General features: G+C 71.0%; 12 protein-coding genes and 1 pseudogene. 5 read left to right on the top strand and 8 right to left on the bottom strand.

The features are described 5' to 3' along the window. Positions 1-18 precede the first annotated feature (18 nt). The 3 genes from ACT541_RS04895 (at position 19) to ACT541_RS04885 (ending at position 2,623) form a co-directional block, all read left to right on the top strand. On the top strand, positions 19-633 hold the full coding sequence (locus tag ACT541_RS04895) for a cysteine hydrolase family protein (protein ID WP_476134723.1): 615 nt from the start codon (positions 19-21) through the stop codon (positions 631-633). Between the two features lie 129 nt (positions 634-762). Beyond that, positions 763-1,659, top strand: a complete 897-nt coding sequence (locus tag ACT541_RS04890) for a DMT family transporter (RefSeq protein ID WP_476134722.1) — start codon at positions 763-765, stop codon at positions 1,657-1,659. 451 nt (positions 1,660-2,110) lie between these two features. Then, positions 2,111-2,623 carry an Rrf2 family transcriptional regulator gene (locus ACT541_RS04885; protein ID WP_476134720.1) on the top strand — a complete coding sequence of 171 codons (513 nt, stop codon included), beginning with the start codon at positions 2,111-2,113 and terminating at the stop codon, positions 2,621-2,623. 3 nt (positions 2,624-2,626) lie between these two features. On the opposite strand, the gene ACT541_RS04880 is transcribed toward ACT541_RS04885, so the two are convergent. Continuing rightward, on the bottom strand, positions 2,627-3,031 hold the full coding sequence (locus ACT541_RS04880; protein ID WP_476134719.1) for an Rrf2 family transcriptional regulator: 405 nt from the start codon (positions 3,029-3,031) through the stop codon (positions 2,627-2,629). A gap of 216 nt (positions 3,032-3,247) precedes the next feature. Here ACT541_RS04880 and ACT541_RS04875 point away from each other — a divergent pair. Further along, a pseudogene (locus ACT541_RS04875) lies at positions 3,248-5,251 on the top strand (YgiQ family radical SAM protein); the annotation flags it as partial. 340 nt (positions 5,252-5,591) lie between these two features. Here ACT541_RS04875 and ACT541_RS04870 read toward each other — a convergent pair. From ACT541_RS04870 to hrpB, 3 genes are all read right to left on the bottom strand, one after another. After that, positions 5,592-6,521 (bottom strand): trypsin-like serine protease, encoded by a 930-nt coding sequence (locus tag ACT541_RS04870; RefSeq protein WP_476134718.1) that lies wholly within the window; start codon positions 6,519-6,521, stop codon positions 5,592-5,594. A gap of 52 nt (positions 6,522-6,573) precedes the next feature. Further along, positions 6,574-7,656, bottom strand: coding sequence for an acyltransferase family protein (locus tag ACT541_RS04865; RefSeq protein ID WP_476134717.1), 1,083 nt, complete (start codon positions 7,654-7,656; stop codon positions 6,574-6,576). Positions 7,657-7,748: 92 nt separating this feature from the next. Continuing rightward, positions 7,749-10,229 carry an ATP-dependent helicase HrpB gene (hrpB, locus tag ACT541_RS04860; protein ID WP_476134715.1) on the bottom strand — a complete coding sequence of 827 codons (2,481 nt, stop codon included), beginning with the start codon at positions 10,227-10,229 and terminating at the stop codon, positions 7,749-7,751. A gap of 203 nt (positions 10,230-10,432) precedes the next feature. Between hrpB and ACT541_RS04855 the strand changes: the two genes are divergently transcribed. Then, on the top strand, positions 10,433-10,783 hold the full coding sequence (locus ACT541_RS04855) for a MarR family transcriptional regulator (RefSeq protein WP_476134713.1): 351 nt from the start codon (positions 10,433-10,435) through the stop codon (positions 10,781-10,783). A 6-nt stretch (positions 10,784-10,789) separates the two neighbouring features. On the opposite strand, the gene ACT541_RS04850 is transcribed toward ACT541_RS04855, so the two are convergent. From ACT541_RS04850 to ACT541_RS04835, 4 genes are all read right to left on the bottom strand, one after another. Next, a complete protein-coding gene (locus tag ACT541_RS04850) occupies positions 10,790-11,257 on the bottom strand; it encodes a low molecular weight protein-tyrosine-phosphatase (RefSeq protein WP_476134711.1) in 468 nt (155 codons plus the stop codon). Between the two features lie 27 nt (positions 11,258-11,284). After that, positions 11,285-12,025: a tRNA pseudouridine(38-40) synthase TruA gene (gene truA, locus ACT541_RS04845; RefSeq protein WP_476134709.1), complete on the bottom strand. Its 741-nt coding sequence runs from the start codon at positions 12,023-12,025 to the stop codon at positions 11,285-11,287. After that, on the bottom strand, positions 12,025-12,957 hold the full coding sequence (fmt, locus tag ACT541_RS04840; protein WP_476134707.1) for a methionyl-tRNA formyltransferase: 933 nt from the start codon (positions 12,955-12,957) through the stop codon (positions 12,025-12,027). The genes truA and fmt overlap by 1 nt, the downstream gene beginning before the upstream one ends. Positions 12,958-13,046: 89 nt before the next feature. Next, a complete protein-coding gene (locus ACT541_RS04835) occupies positions 13,047-13,895 on the bottom strand; it encodes a fumarylacetoacetate hydrolase family protein (RefSeq protein WP_476134705.1) in 849 nt (282 codons plus the stop codon). Positions 13,896-13,993 lie beyond the last annotated feature (98 nt).

The raw sequence follows: 13,993 nt of genomic DNA, 5'->3' as shown, positions 1-13,993 counted from the left end.
CCAGACAAGGAGCCCCCGATGACCGCTTCCTCCCCCAAGACCCTCCTCGCCATGGCCGGCGCCGTGCCGCCGCTGCCGCGCCTCGCCGACGCCACGCTGGTGCTGATCGACGTGCAGAACGAGTATCGCGCAGGTCCCCTGCAGCTCGCCGCGGTCGAACCGGCGATCGCCAAGGCCGTCCGCCTCGTCGCGGCGGTGCGCGCGGCGGGCGGACGGGTGATCCACGTCGCCCATGCCGGCCGCGCCGGCGGTGCCTTCGACCGGGCCGCGCCGCGCGGCGCCTTCGTCGACGAGATCGTGCCGGCGCCGGGCGAGGCGGTGGTCGAGAAGACCCGCGTCTCCGCCTTCGTCGGTACGACCCTGCTCGATCACCTGCCGGCGTCGGGCACGGCGCCGCTGATCGTCGCCGGCTTCATGACGCACAATTGCGTCTCCTCCACCGTGCGCGAGGCCTCCGACCGCGGCCACGCCGTCACCGTCGTCGCCGATGCCTGCACCACCCGCGACCTGCCGACGCCTGCGGGCGGCGTGCTGGCGGCGGCCGACCTCCATGCGGCGAGCCTCGTCGCCCTCTCCGACCGCTGCGCCGCGATCGTCGATCTCGACGTGCTGCTCGCCGCGAACGTCGGGTGACGTCTCCGCCTCGCCGCTCGCTCGGCCGCTCTTCGGGGACGGCGGCGTGGCCGCCGCCTCTTGGGGCGGGCGGCGAGGCGTGTTAGACGATCGTCCAGTCGGGCCGTTCCGACGGGTGTCGGAGGCCAGATGTCGTCGGTTCGTCCTGCGCGGGATCATCTCATCGGCGTCGTCCTGGTGACGGCGGCGACGGTCAGCTGGGCGCTGACCGGCTTCTTCACGCGCGTGCTCGGCACCGACCTCTTCACCACGCTCGCCGGCCGCTCGGCCTTCGGCCTCGCCTTCCTCCTCGCGATCTTCTTCGTGCGCGAGGGGCGCGGCGCGGTCACGGCCTTCCGTTCGATGGGGCGGATGGGCGTGGCCCAGGCCGCCGCCGCGGTCGTCTGCGCCTTCGCCACCATCGCCTCGCTCTACCACACGTCGGTCGCCGACAACGCGGTGATCGGCGCCGCCTCGCCCTTCGCGGCGGCCCTCCTCGCCCGTGTCTTCCTCGGCGAGCGGGTGCCGCGGCGCACCGTCGTCGCCGGCTTCGTGTCGCTGGTCGGCGTCGGGATCGTCGTCTCCGGCTCGCTCGGCCACGGGCGGCTCTTCGGCGACGCACTGGCGGTCGTCATGATGCTCGCCTTCGCCTCGATGATCGTCATCGCCCGCGCCGCCCCCGACATGCCGGTCGCCCCGCCCAACATCCTGGCGGTCGCCGCCAATCTGGTGCTGGCCGCGCCCTTCGCCTCGCCGCACGGCGTGGCGCCGGTCGACTGGGGGCTGCTCGCCGCCTTCGGCTTCACCAACTTCGTGCTGGCGGGCACGCTGTTCCTCGCCGGATCGCGGCGCATCCCGGCGGCCGAGAGCGCACTGATCGTCGCCCTCGATCTGGTCTTCGGCCCGGCGGTGGTCTGGGCGACCTTCGGCGAGGCGCCGACCCGCGAGGGCCTGATCGGCGGCGCCATCGTGCTCGCCGCGGTCGTCGGCCACGTCGTCGCCGGCATCCGCGCTGCGCCACCGGCGCCGCCCGCCTGTCGCACGTAGAAACCGCAAGGGCGGGTCGCGTCGACGAAAGACATATTGCGTATATAACTTTAGGCCGCTAGGGTGCCGCCATGCCTCGCGGTCGTCCCGTGCGACCGAAAGGCCCGCGACGCGGCGCGTCGCGGTGTCGGCGGCTGCCGGGTCCCGTCCCTTGCTCTCAATGGGGCCCGGCGGCCGCCGGCCGCCTACGGAACAGCGACTTCGGCCGCCGGCCACCATCGAAACAGGGGATTCGGACGTCGGCCGCCTTGTCTCGGGCGCGAAGGCTTCGGCCACCGACTGCCTTCGACGCCGCCGCCCACGCGGGGCGACGCGGTTCGTCCGCCGGAACCGCGGATTTCAGCCGGTTTCAGCCGATTTCCGGCAAACCACGGATGGCGGGCGGGGGCCGCCCGTGAGATGACGGATGGGCCGCGACGACGGTCCTCGGGCGCGCCCGGCGGGAGTGACCATGCGACTGACGAGCTACTCGAACTTCTCCCTGCGCACGCTGATGGTGGCCGCCATGCGGGCGCCGAAGCTGTCGACCGTGCAGCAGGTGGCGGATGCCTTCGGCATCTCGCGGGCTCACCTCGTCAAATGCGTGCACCAGCTCGGCCAGTGGGGCTATCTCGAGAACCTGCGCGGCAACCACGGCGGCTTCCGCCTCGCCCGTCCGGCCGCCGAGATCACCATCGGCGAGATCGTCCGGCGCACCGAGGAGGGCTTCGACCTCGTCGAGTGTTTCTCGCCAGAGACCGCGTCGTGCCCGCTGGTCGGCCGTTGCCGCCTGTCGACGGCGCTGGAGAAGGCGCGCGACGTCTTCCTCGACGAACTCGACGGCGTCACCATCGCCGACATCACGACGAACGGCGGCGAGGTCCTGTCGATCCTCGATCTCGACGGCAGCGACGCCACGGCGAGCGAATGTGATGCCCTGCGCGCCGCGGCGGCGGCGGCCGATGTGGTCGAACGGCTCTCGTGAGCCTCAGGCCTCGAGCGCGATGTCGGCGACGCTCCAGCCCTTCAGCTCCGCCTTGAAGGCGTCGTAGGCGCGCTCGCAGGCCTTGCGCAGCCGGCAGGCGGCGACGATGCGGCACTGTTCCTCCTGCCGGAGCCGGCAAGGGAAGAGGTTCTCCTCGCCCTCGAACAGCTCGACGATCTCCATCACGTCGATCGCCTCGGCCGGCCGCGCCAGGCGATAGCCGCCGCCGTTGCCGCGGCGTCCGCGGATGTAGCCGGCGCGCATCAGCTCGTGACACGACTTCACCACCAACGATTCCGTCAGCCCCAGATCGCGCGACATCTCCGGCATGGTCACCGGGCGCCCCTGGTTCTTCTGGCAGATCATCAGGATGCGCAGCGCGCCGTTGGTCGAGGGGTTGAGATGCATGCGTCGTCCCGTGGCCTGTCGCGGAAATTGCCGTCGTCGCGGCCTTGCACCCTAACCCGGATCGCGGGCGGCGAGATCCGCAGTGATACGCAAAGTTCGATTTCCTGCGTCACTTTGGCCACGCCGCGCGTCGACATGGCCCGGCACACGCCTCGGCGCGGCTTTCCGCGCGCATCTTTCCTTGACGGCGCCGGCGTTCGCCCTATGGATCGCCCGATGACTCAGACCGCTCCCCTCTTTTCGCACCGCAAGTACTGGGCCCAGCGTTTCGGCACGGCGCCCTTCCTGCCGATGTCGCGCGCCGAGATGGACGCGCTCGGCTGGGACGCCTGCGACGTGATCCTGGTGACGGGCGATGCCTATGTCGACCATCCGAGCTTCGGCATGGCGGTGGTCGGCCGCGTGCTGGAGCGTCAGGGCTTCCGCGTCGGCATCATCGCCCAGCCCGACTGGACGAGCCCCGAGCCCTTCCGTGCCCTCGGCCGCCCGACGCTGTTCTTCGGCATCACCGGCGGCAACATGGACTCGATGGTCAACCGCTACACCTCCGACAAGCGGCTGCGCCACGACGACGCCTATACGCCCAACGGCGAGGGCGGCAAGCGCCCGGACCGCGCCGTCATCGTCTATTCGCAGCGGGTGCGCGAGGCGTACAAGGACGTGCCGATCGTGCTCGGCGGCATCGAGGCGAGCCTGCGCCGCATCGCGCACTACGACTACTGGTCCGACAAGGTCCGCCGTTCGATCCTGGTCGACGCCAAGGCCGACATCCTGCTCTACGGCAATGCCGAACGCGCGCTCGTCGACGTCGCCCATCGCATCGCCAAGGGCGAGGAGCCCTCGACCTTCGACGACGTCCGCGGTGTCGCCCTGATCAAGCCGGCGGTGCCCGAGGGATGGACGGTCGTCCCCGCCGACGATCTCGACAGCGCCGACGACGGCGCCCGCAAGTCCGGGCCTTCGTCGGTCGTCCGCCTTCCCGCCTTCGAGCAGGTGGCGACCGATCGCGAGGCCTATGCGCGCGCCTCCCGCGTGCTCCATCGCGAATCGAACCCCGGCAACGCCCGGCCGCTGGTGCAGCGTCACGGCGACCGCGAACTGTGGCTGACCCCGCCGCCGATCCCGCTCGAGACGCCCGAGATGGACGCGGTCTACGAGCTGCCCTACGCCCGGGCGCCGCATCCCTCCTACGGCGACGCCAAGATCCCCGCCTGGGAGATGATCCGCTTCTCGGTGACGATCATGCGCGGCTGTTTCGGCGGCTGTTCCTTCTGCTCGATCACCGAGCACGAGGGCCGGGTGATCCAGTCGCGGTCGGAGAAGTCGATCGTCGAGGAGATCGGCAAGGTCCGCGACAAGACCGAAGGCTTCACCGGCATCATCTCCGACATCGGCGGCCCGACCGCCAACATGTGGCGCATGGCCTGCAAGGACAAGGAGACGGAGGCGCTGTGCCGCAAGCCGTCCTGCGTCTTCCCCGACGTCTGCCAGAACCTGAACACCAGCCACGACGACCTGATCAAGCTCTATCGCAAGGCACGCGAGGTGCCGGGCGTGAAGAAGGTCTTCGTCGCCTCGGGCGTGCGCTACGACCTCGCGGTGAAGTCGCCGGCCTACATCAAGGAGCTGGTGACCCATCACGTCGGCGGCTATCTCAAGATCGCGCCCGAGCACACCGAGGAGGGCCCGCTCTCCAAGATGATGAAGCCGGGCATCGGCACCTACGACCGCTTCAAGCAGTTGTTCGACGCGGCGGTGCAGGCGGCGGGGAAGAAGTATTTCCTCATCCCCTATTTCATCGCCGCCCATCCCGGCACCACCGACGAGGACATGATGAACCTCGCGCTGTGGCTGAAGAAGAACGGCTATCGCGCCGATCAGGTCCAGACCTATCTGCCCTCGCCGATGGCCCTGTCGACGGCGATGTACCACACCGGCGTCAACCCGCTGAAGGGCGTGCGCCACGGCGGCTCGGAAGAGGTCGACACGGTGAAGGGCCTGCGCCAGCGCCGTCTGCACAAGGCCTTTCTGCGCTACCACGACGCCGAGAACTGGCCGCTGCTGCGCGAGGCCCTGAAGGCGATGGGCCGCGCCGATCTGATCGGCCCCGGCAAGCACCATCTCGTCCCCAACTGGCAGCCCGCCGGCACCGGCAATTCCGGCGGCGAAGGCATGCGCATGGGCCGCAAGAAGGGCGAGCAGGTGTTCCTGACCAAGGGCGGCGACAAGGCGGTGCTCGGCCGCTCCGGCGGCGAGGGAACGGCGGGCAAGCGCCCGGCGGCACCGGCCCGTCCGGGGGCGCCGTCGCGTCCCGGCCGCCCGGCGCCCGCCGGTGGGCCGAAGCGGCGGGGCTGAGGTCCGCGGAAGTCGGGAAAATCGATCTGCCGGACCTGCGGCAGAGGGCCTTCATCCTGAGGTGCCCGGCCGGAGGCCGGCCTCGAAGGGCGAAGGCCCGAGTGGCAAGGCCCGCCGTGGCTTCACCCTTCGAGGCCCGGCGTTGCCGGGCACCTCAGGATGAAGCCGAACAGAGAAGGGGGCGCCGTCGCGTCGTCCGCCGCTGTCACTCCGCGAAGCGGGCCACCGGCACATGTCCCGCGATCCAGTCGCGATGCGGCGAGACGCAGGCGAACCACGAGCTGTCGCCGTACTGCGCCTTGCCGGAGCCGTTGGAATTGATGCCGACGATCCGCCACTGGCCGCCGATCTCGAGCCAGGCCGATCCGCCGCTGTCGCCCGAGCCGAGAAGGCCGACCATGCGGTCGGCGGGCTCGTTCGAGCCGCCGTAGGGGTTCTCGATCGAACCGTCCTCCTTGGGCAGGAAGACGCCCATCCAGTTGCCGAGGTCGCCCTTCTTCTTCTTCGGGCCGGCCGGATCGACGTACTGGTCGACCAGCCCACGCGCCGCCGCCTTGTCGGAACCCTCGTAGAACTTCGCCTGCTCGCCCTTCGAGCCGATGCCGCGATTGCCGTAGCCGACGAAGGTCAGGAGCTTGCCCGCCTCGCTGCCGCCGGCGTGGATCAGCGGCGGCTCGCCGAGGCCCTCGATCGGCTTCTTCAGCCGGATCAGCGCGAGGTCGAAGCCGGTGCGGGTCTCGGTGTCGCCGTTCCACTTCGGATGGATCACCAGCCGGTCGGCCTTGAGGATCTCGCCCTTCGGCCCGCGCACGACGTAGTCGTCGGTCGAGCCGGGCAGTTCGAAGATGTGGGCCGCGGTGAGGATCCAGGCATGGCCCTCGACGTTGCCGATCCAGGTGCCCGAGGCCTCGCCCCAGGCGCCGTCGGGTGTGGCGAGCGCCAGCACGGCGCGGAACTGCGGCTCGGCGGCGAGTTTCAGATGCGCCTTGAAGCCCGCGGTCTCACGTCCCTTGGCGCCGCCCTCGGCCTTCCAGGTCGAATCGAGGATGACCACCGCGGAAGCGGGCGACGCTGCGAGCCCGAGCGCGACGAGTGCCGCCGCCATCCCTCCGAAACGTCCCGTCGATCGATCCATGCCGTCCATCCCTCGTTGGTCGTCCGATGTCTCCCGGTGGTACCCGGCTCCCTCAGCCTCGCCGCAGACGGTCCTTGAGCGCGAGAACCTTCGCCTCGAAGAGGTACCAGGAGAGGCTGGCGAGCCCGACCGACACCGGCGCCATCACCGCGAAGTCGACGACGTTCTTCGGCAGGCCCGTCGCCTCGCTCCAATGGGCGAGCGGCAGCCACGCCTCGGCGAAGACGCCGACCGGCAGATGGATGACGTAGAGCCCGTAGGAGATCAGGCCGAGATACTTGAACGGGCGCAGCTCGAGCACGCGAGTCAGGCCGCTCTCGGGGTTCTGCAGCACATGGATCATCACCACCGACAGCGCCGCGACCGAGGCGAGTTGCAGCACGACGTAGGGCAGATGGAAGCCGACGGTGCGCTCGGCGATCGGATAGCAGGCGAGCGCCACGATCACCGGGGCGGCGGCGAGGAGCATCGCGGTCGAGCCGATCCAGCGCGGCGTGCGGCTGCGCTCGAGCGTCATCAGGGCGCCGGCCGCCATGAAGACGAAGCCGTTCGCCGGCGAGGTATAGAGCGTGATCATCTCGTAGCCGAGCGCCTGGAGCCCGGCGATGGTGGCGAGGCACAGGAAGATCGTCGCGATCATCAGCCGCGTGTGCAGGCGCGTCGGCAGGAGCACCACCAGCGGCGCGAAGAAGACGTAATACTGCTGCTCGACCGCGAGGCTCCACACGTGGGTGAAGTCGCCCCAGCGGTAGGTGACGAAGCCGAGCAGGAAATTCTGCAGATAGGCGAGATACCACCAGAGCTCGCCGACGAGCTCGCCCTTGCGGAACGTCACGTCGAGGACGACGAAGACGCCGAGCCAGAGATAGTAGGCGGGGAAGATCCTGAGCGCCCGGCGGATCCAGAAGTCGGTCAGCGCCGGCCCGATCGCCAGCCTGCCCGCCTCGATCGCCTCGCGCGAGCGGTGCAGGATGCCGGTGATGAGGAAGCCCGACAGGATGAAGAACAGGAACACCGACAGGCCGCCGATGTCCGTTCCCATGATCAGCGAGTGATGGATGACGACGGCGAAGGAGGCGATGCCTCTGAGCCCGTCCAGTCCGAGATATCGCCCGTCGGTCTTCGTCCCGCTCATCGTCGCCCCGTCATCCCGCGTCGCGGCAAGCCGTGCACGATCGGCGCGGCGAGTTCAAGGCGGCAATCGGGTGAAGACGCGACGCGATCGCCTCACGTGCCGCGCGGCTTCGCACGCGTCGTCGGCGCTGCGGCGGCCGGATCGTCGGGCCAGACGTGGCGGGGATAGCGGCCCTTCATCTCGATCTTCACGTCGCGCCACGAGCCGCGCCAGAAGCCGGGGAGATCGCGCGTCACCTGGATCGGCCGATGCGCCGGCGACAGCAGTTCGACCAGCAGCGCGACGCGGCCGTCGCAGATCGCGGGATGGCGATCGAGGCCGAAGAGTTCCTGCACCCGGATGGAGATCGCCGGACCGTTCTCGACCTCGTAGTCGATCGGCACGTGGGAGCCGGTCGGCGCGGTGAAATGGGTCGGCGCCTCGCGGTCGAGAAGGCGCCGCGCCTCCCAGTCGACCAGCGCGTCGAGCCCGTCGAAGACGTCGCCCTCGGTGATGTCGGCGGGCGAGGTGCGCCCCAGCACATGGGGGGCGAGCCAGTCCTCGAGCGTGGCGAGAAGCGTCTCCTCCGAGAAGTCCGGCAGGCCGGGAAGCCCGGCGCGGCGGACATATTCGACGCGGTGGCGCAGGCGTTCCGCCGCCTTCGACCACGGCAGGCTCGCGAGCCCCTTCGCCCGCACCGCCTCCATCAGGGCGCGGGCGACCAGCGCCCGGTCGGGCTTCTCGATCGGCTTTTCCGACAGGATCACCCGGTGGAAACGGCGGACGCGGCGCGCCTTGACCCGCGACGCGGCGGCATCGAAGCGCACCTCGTCCTCCTCGACGACGTGCGCGGCGAAATCGGCCTCGATGTCGGCGGCGGTGAGCGGCGCGGCAAGCAGAATGCGCGCCTCGCGCGCCGCGCCCTGCATCTCCGCGACGGCGAGGAACGACTGGCGGGCGAGCGCCTCGTGCGCCTCCATCTTGCCGCCGCGGCCGTTGGCGAGGCGGAAGGCGCCGGTCGCGCCGCGCGCCTGGGCGACACGGTCGGGATAGGCGAGCGCCAGCAGGCGGCCGCAGTCGGCGAGATCGCCGGAGAAGTCGTCGCTCTCGGCGCGGCCGGCGAGCGCGGTCCAGCGCGCGGCGAGGCGGCGGGCGTCCTCGGCGCGAGGGGCGCGATCGGCCCGGAGCCGCCGGACCCGCTCCTCGAGATCGACCGACGAGCCGCCGAGGCCGGGGTCGGAGACGATGGCGGCGATCTCGGCGGCGAGCTTTCCCGCCCCGCCGGCGACGCCACGGCGCACCATGTGGGCGAGGCGCGGGTGGAGCGGCAGACGACGCAGGCGCCGGCCTTCGTCGGAGATGCGGCCGTCGGCACCGAGCGCGTCGAGATCCTTCAGCAGCGCCACCGCCTCGTTCCACGCCGGCTCCGGCGGCGGATCGAGGAAGGCGAGCGCCGCCGGATCGCTCACGCCCCATTCGGCGAGATCGAGGACGAGGCCGGCGAGATCCGCCTCGAGGATCTCCGGTCGGTCGAAGGCGGCGAGCCCGACGGTCGCCGCCTCCGGCCACAGCCGCCAGCAGACGCCCGGCTCGGTGCGCCCGGCGCGGCCACGGCGCTGGTCGGCGGAGGCGCGCGAGACGCGCACCGTCTCGAGCCGCGTCATGCCGGTGTCGGGCTCGTAGCGCGGCACCCGCGACAGACCCGCGTCGACGACGATGCGCACGCCCTCGATGGTCAGCGAGGTCTCGGCGATCGACGTCGCCAGCACCACCTTGCGGCGGCCGGGGGCGGCCGGGCGGATGGCGCGGTCCTGCTCGGCGGGCGGCAGCGCGCCGTAGAGGGGGGCGAGGTCGACGTCGGCGCCGACCTTGCCCGAAAGCGCTTCCAGCGTGCGGCGGATCTCGGCCTGACCGGGCAGGAAGACCAGCACCGAGCCCGGGTCCTCGTCGAGGGCCCGCAGCACCGCCGCCGCCACTTCCGCCTCGAGCCGGGCATCGGTGCGGCGGGGGAGATGCTTGGTCTCGACCGGGAAGGCACGGCCCTCCGAGGTCACCAGATCGGCATCGCCGAGGAGATCGCGGACGCGGGCGCCGTCGATCGTCGCCGACATGACGAGGATGCGCAGATCGGGCCGGAGCGCCCCCTGCGCGTCGAGCGCCAGGGCGAGGCCGAGATCGCCGTCGAGGCTGCGCTCGTGCGCCTCGTCGAAGATCACGCAAGCGATGCCGGCAAGCTCCGGATCGTCGAGGATCATGCGGGTGAAGACACCCTCGGTGACGACCTCGATCCGAGTCTTGGCCGAGACCTTGGCGTCCATCCGCACTCGATGGCCGACGGTCTCGCCGACCGCCTCGCGAAGCGTCGCGGCCATGCGGGCGGCGGAGGCACGCGCGGCGAGCCGGCGCGGCTCGAGCATGACGATGCGGCCGTCGCCGCGCCATGGGGCGGACAGCAGATCGAGCGGCACGCGCGTCGTCTTGCCGGCGCCGGGCGGGGCGACCAGCACGGCATTGGGCGCACGCGCGAGGGCTTCGCGCAGCGCCGGCAGCGCGGCCTCGATCGGCAGGTCGGACGGGGGGACGACGACGGACATGGTGTTTCTCTAGAGCATGTTCCGATCGGGCTGAACCAGCCCGATCGAAAAGAATTTGCTCGAAGGAGAAGCGAGAGGCGCGGCGCGGTCGAGGGGCGCGGCACCCACGTAAACCACGTTCGCAGATCGTTCCGCCGCGTCGTTGTGGCGTCGTGCCGGCACGACTATCATTCCGGCCTCGAAACGATGGATCACCCCCCTCGATGCCGGTCGACCTTCGACCCTCTCAGGCGCTGAAACTCTGGCACGACGTCACGCTCGATCTGGTGCGCGACGGCGATACCGATCTGACGGCGCGGCAGACGGCGATCCTGCTCACGGTCTATCTCGAGCCGCCGCCGCACACGGTGCGCGGCCTCGCCGCCAAGCTCGGCGTGACCAAGCCGGCGATCACCCGCGCCCTCGACACGCTGGGCGAACGCGGCCTCGTCGATCGCCGTCGCGACGAGAAGGACAAGCGCAACGTGCTGATCCAACGCACGGTCGACGGCGCGCTCTTCGTCGAGAAGATCGGCGACGACATCGTCAAGCGGGCGAAGAACCTGCCGCGCTGAGGCCGCTCATTTCGTCAGCCGGGCGAGAATGCCGCGCGCGCCGGCGACCGCCATCTCCCAGGTCCGCTCGAAGCCTTCCGGCCCGCCGTAATAGGGATCGGGCACGTCCTCGCCCTCGCGGCCGGGGACGTGATCGAGCAGCAGCGACAACCGCGCCGTGGCGTCGCGCGGCGCGATGCCGGCGAGATCGGTCAGGTTCTGCCGATCGAGCGCGACGATCTCGTCGAAGCGGTAGAAGTCCGCCGCCTCGACCTTGCGGCCGGCGTAGGTGTCGATCGACACCCCGTGCCGCCGCGCCGTCGCCCGCGCGCGATGGTCCGGCGGCTCGCCGATGTGCCAACCGGACGTGCCGGCACTGTCGACCGACACGGCGACGCCTGCCGCCTCGGCCTCCAGCCGCAACGCGGCCTCGGCCAGCGGCGACCGACAGATGTTGCCGAGACAGACGAAGAGGACGGAGGGGGATTTCGTCATCGTGGGGCGTCTCCTCGATCCGTCGCCTCAGTAATCCACCTTCACCAGATACAACCCCGCGCTCGGGGCGACGGCGCCGCAGGCGGTGCGGTCGGCGGCGGCGAGCGCGGCGGCGAGGCGGGCCTCGTCCCACTTGCCTTCGCCGACCAGCTTCACCGAGCCGACCATCGAACGCACCTGATTGTGCAGGAAGGAGCGGGCCGAGGCGCGGATCTCGATCAGGTCTTCCGACACGCGGGCGACGTCGAGCCGGTCCAGAGTCTTCAGGGGGCTCTTCGACTGGCAGTGGGTCGAGCGGAAGGTGGTGAAGTCGTGGTGGCCGACGAGGATCTTGGCGGCGCGGTCCATCGCCTCGGCGTCGAGCCGGGTCGGCACGTGCCAGGCACGGTTCAGCTCCACCGCCAGCGGCGCGCGGCGGTCGATGATGCGATAGAGATAGTGGCGCGCCTTGGCCGAGAAGCGGCTGTCGAAGTCGGGCGGCACGATCTCGACCGCGATCGCCGCGACCGGCGCCGGCTTGAGGTGGAAGTTGATCGCGTCCATCAGCTTCGAAGCAGGCCAGTCGCGATCGACGTCGACGTGGATCACCTGACCGGTCGCGTGCACGCCGGTGTCGGTGCGGCCGGCGGCGCGCACGGTGATCGGGCCGGCGTGGAGCTTGGCGAAGGCGTCCTCGAGCGCGCCCTGCACCGAGGGGCCGTTCGCCTGTCGCTGGAAGCCGACATAGGGCGTGCCGTCGTATTCGATCGTCAGCTTGAAACGGGGCATCAGAGCAACCGGGCGCCGGGGGCGAGTTTCATCGCGTCGAAGGCCTGACGGGCGGGCTGCGGCCGTCCGCCGGCACGCTGGACCTCGACGAGGCGGATCGCGCCGTCACCGCAGGCGACGACGCCGTCGCGGTCGAGGATCTCGCCGGGGGCACCAGAGCCGGAAGCGAGCGTCGAGCGCAGCACCTTCAGCCGTTCGACCTTGCCGCCGACCGTCGCCTCGCACCACGCGCCGGGGAAGGGCGAGAGGCCGCGGGCGGTGTCGTGGACGAGCTTGGCCGAGGCCGACCACGCGATCCGCGCCTCGGCCTTGTCGATCTTCCTGGCGTAGGTGACGCCGTCGTCGGCCTGCGGCCGGGTCGTAAACGTGCCGGCCTCGAGCGCGGCCAGCGCCGTCACCATCAGGTCGGAGCCGAGGGCGGCGAGGCGGTCGTGGAGGTCGAGCGTGGTCTCGTCGGCGCCGATCGGCGTCTCGGCGCTCATCGCGACGGGGCCGGTGTCGAGGCCCTTCTCCATCTGCATCACCTCGACGGCGGTCGCTACGTCGCCCGCCATGATCGCCCGCTGGATCGGTGCGGCACCGCGCCAGCGCGGCAGTTTCGAGCCGTGCAGGTTGAGGCAGCCGAAGCGCGGCGCGGCGAGGATCGCCTCGGGCAGCAGCAGGCCGTAGGCGACGACCACGCCGACGTCGGCGCCGTGGGCGCGGAAGGCTTCGGCCGCCTCCTCGCCCTTGAGCGAGACGGGATTGAAGACCGGGATGCCGAGCGCCTCGGCGCGGGCATGGACGGGCGAGGGCGTCAGGGCCATGCCGCGGCCGGCGGGGCGCGGCGGCTGGGAATAGACCGCGACGACGTCGTGACCGGCGGCATGGATCTTCTCCAGCGTCGGCACGGCGAAGTCGGGGGTTCCCATGAAGACGATCTTCAACGGCATGGCGGCCTCTCGAGCGATTTCGCCCACGGGAATGCCCCGCGCGCCCGCCGGGGTCAAGGACGGGCGGCGTCGCGGGGGTCCCCGGCCGCTCAGCGCGGGGCGACGACGGTCTGGACCTGCTCGCCCAGCCCTTCGACGGCGACGCGCATGGTCTCGCCGACCTTCAGGAAGATCGGGTCGGGCTTGGCGCCCATGCCGACGCCCGGCGGGGTGCCGGTGGTGATGACGTCGCCGGGCTCGAGCGTCATGAACTGCGAGACGTGGGAGACGATCTCGGCGACGTCGAAGATCATCGTTCTGGTCGTGCCGTTCTGGCGGACGACGCCGTCGACGGTGAGCGTCAGGCGCAGGTCCTGCGGGTTCGGCACCTCGTCCCTGGTCACCAGCCAGGGGCCGATCGGGCCGAAGCCGTCGCAGCCCTTGCCCTTGTCCCAGGTGCCGCCGCGCTCGAGCTGGAACGAACGCTCCGAGATGTCGTTGATCGTGCAGTAGCCGGCGACATGGGCGAGCGCGTCCTCGCGCGCGACGTAGGAGGCGCGGGTTCCGATCACCACGCCGAGTTCGACCTCCCAGTCGAGCTTGGTCGAGCCGCGCGGCATCGGCACGTCGTCGTTCGGGCCGGCGATGCAGGAGGTCGCCTTGGTGAAGAGCACCGGCTCCTTGGGCAGCGGCATGCCGGCTTCCGCGGCGTGGTCGGCATAGTTGAGGCCGATCGCCAGGAACTTCGGCACACGGCCGACGCAAGCGCCGATGCGGACACCGTCGGGGGCGAGCGGCAGGGTCGCCGGATCGACCGCGGCGAGGCGGGCGAGGCCCTCGGGGGCGAGCACCGCGCCGGCGATGTCGTCGACTTGCCCCGAGAGGTCGCGGATGCGCCCCTCGGCATCGAGAAGGCCGGGCTTTTCCTGGCCCTTCGGGCCCCAACGCAGAAGCTTCATGTCGGATCTCGCCTCGTTCGATCGCTCCCGGCACGGCGGTGCCTCCGGGTTCGCGTCATCGATAGCACGCCCGTCGGCCGGCGCCAGCGGCGCCCGCG

The sequence above is a fragment of the Pinisolibacter sp. DMC100 genome (assembly GCF_056313705.1).
The sequence above is the reverse complement of the archived record's forward strand: the minus strand, read 5'-3'. Positions and strand labels throughout refer to the sequence as shown.

Bases quoted from the DNA above. Each gene is read 5' to 3' on its own strand.
- ACT541_RS04890 (WP_476134722.1), top strand. From the start codon at position 763: ATGTCGTCGGTTCGTCCTGCGCGGGATCATCTCATCGGCGTCGTCCTG.
- ACT541_RS04880 (WP_476134719.1), bottom strand. From the start codon at position 3,031: ATGCATCTCAACCCCTCGACCAACGGCGCGCTGCGCATCCTGATGATC.
- ACT541_RS04885 (WP_476134720.1), top strand. From the start codon at position 2,111: ATGCGACTGACGAGCTACTCGAACTTCTCCCTGCGCACGCTGATGGTG.
- ACT541_RS04850 (WP_476134711.1), bottom strand. From the start codon at position 11,257: ATGACGAAATCCCCCTCCGTCCTCTTCGTCTGTCTCGGCAACATCTGT.
- ACT541_RS04855 (WP_476134713.1), top strand. From the start codon at position 10,433: ATGCCGGTCGACCTTCGACCCTCTCAGGCGCTGAAACTCTGGCACGAC.
- fmt (WP_476134707.1), bottom strand. From the start codon at position 12,957: ATGCCGTTGAAGATCGTCTTCATGGGAACCCCCGACTTCGCCGTGCCG.
- hrpB (WP_476134715.1), bottom strand. From the start codon at position 10,229: ATGTCCGTCGTCGTCCCCCCGTCCGACCTGCCGATCGAGGCCGCGCTG.
- ACT541_RS04835 (WP_476134705.1), bottom strand. From the start codon at position 13,895: ATGAAGCTTCTGCGTTGGGGCCCGAAGGGCCAGGAAAAGCCCGGCCTT.
- ACT541_RS04865 (WP_476134717.1), bottom strand. From the start codon at position 7,656: ATGAGCGGGACGAAGACCGACGGGCGATATCTCGGACTGGACGGGCTC.
- ACT541_RS04870 (WP_476134718.1), bottom strand. From the start codon at position 6,521: ATGGATCGATCGACGGGACGTTTCGGAGGGATGGCGGCGGCACTCGTC.
- ACT541_RS04895 (WP_476134723.1), top strand. From the start codon at position 19: ATGACCGCTTCCTCCCCCAAGACCCTCCTCGCCATGGCCGGCGCCGTG.
- truA (WP_476134709.1), bottom strand. From the start codon at position 12,025: ATGCCCCGTTTCAAGCTGACGATCGAATACGACGGCACGCCCTATGTC.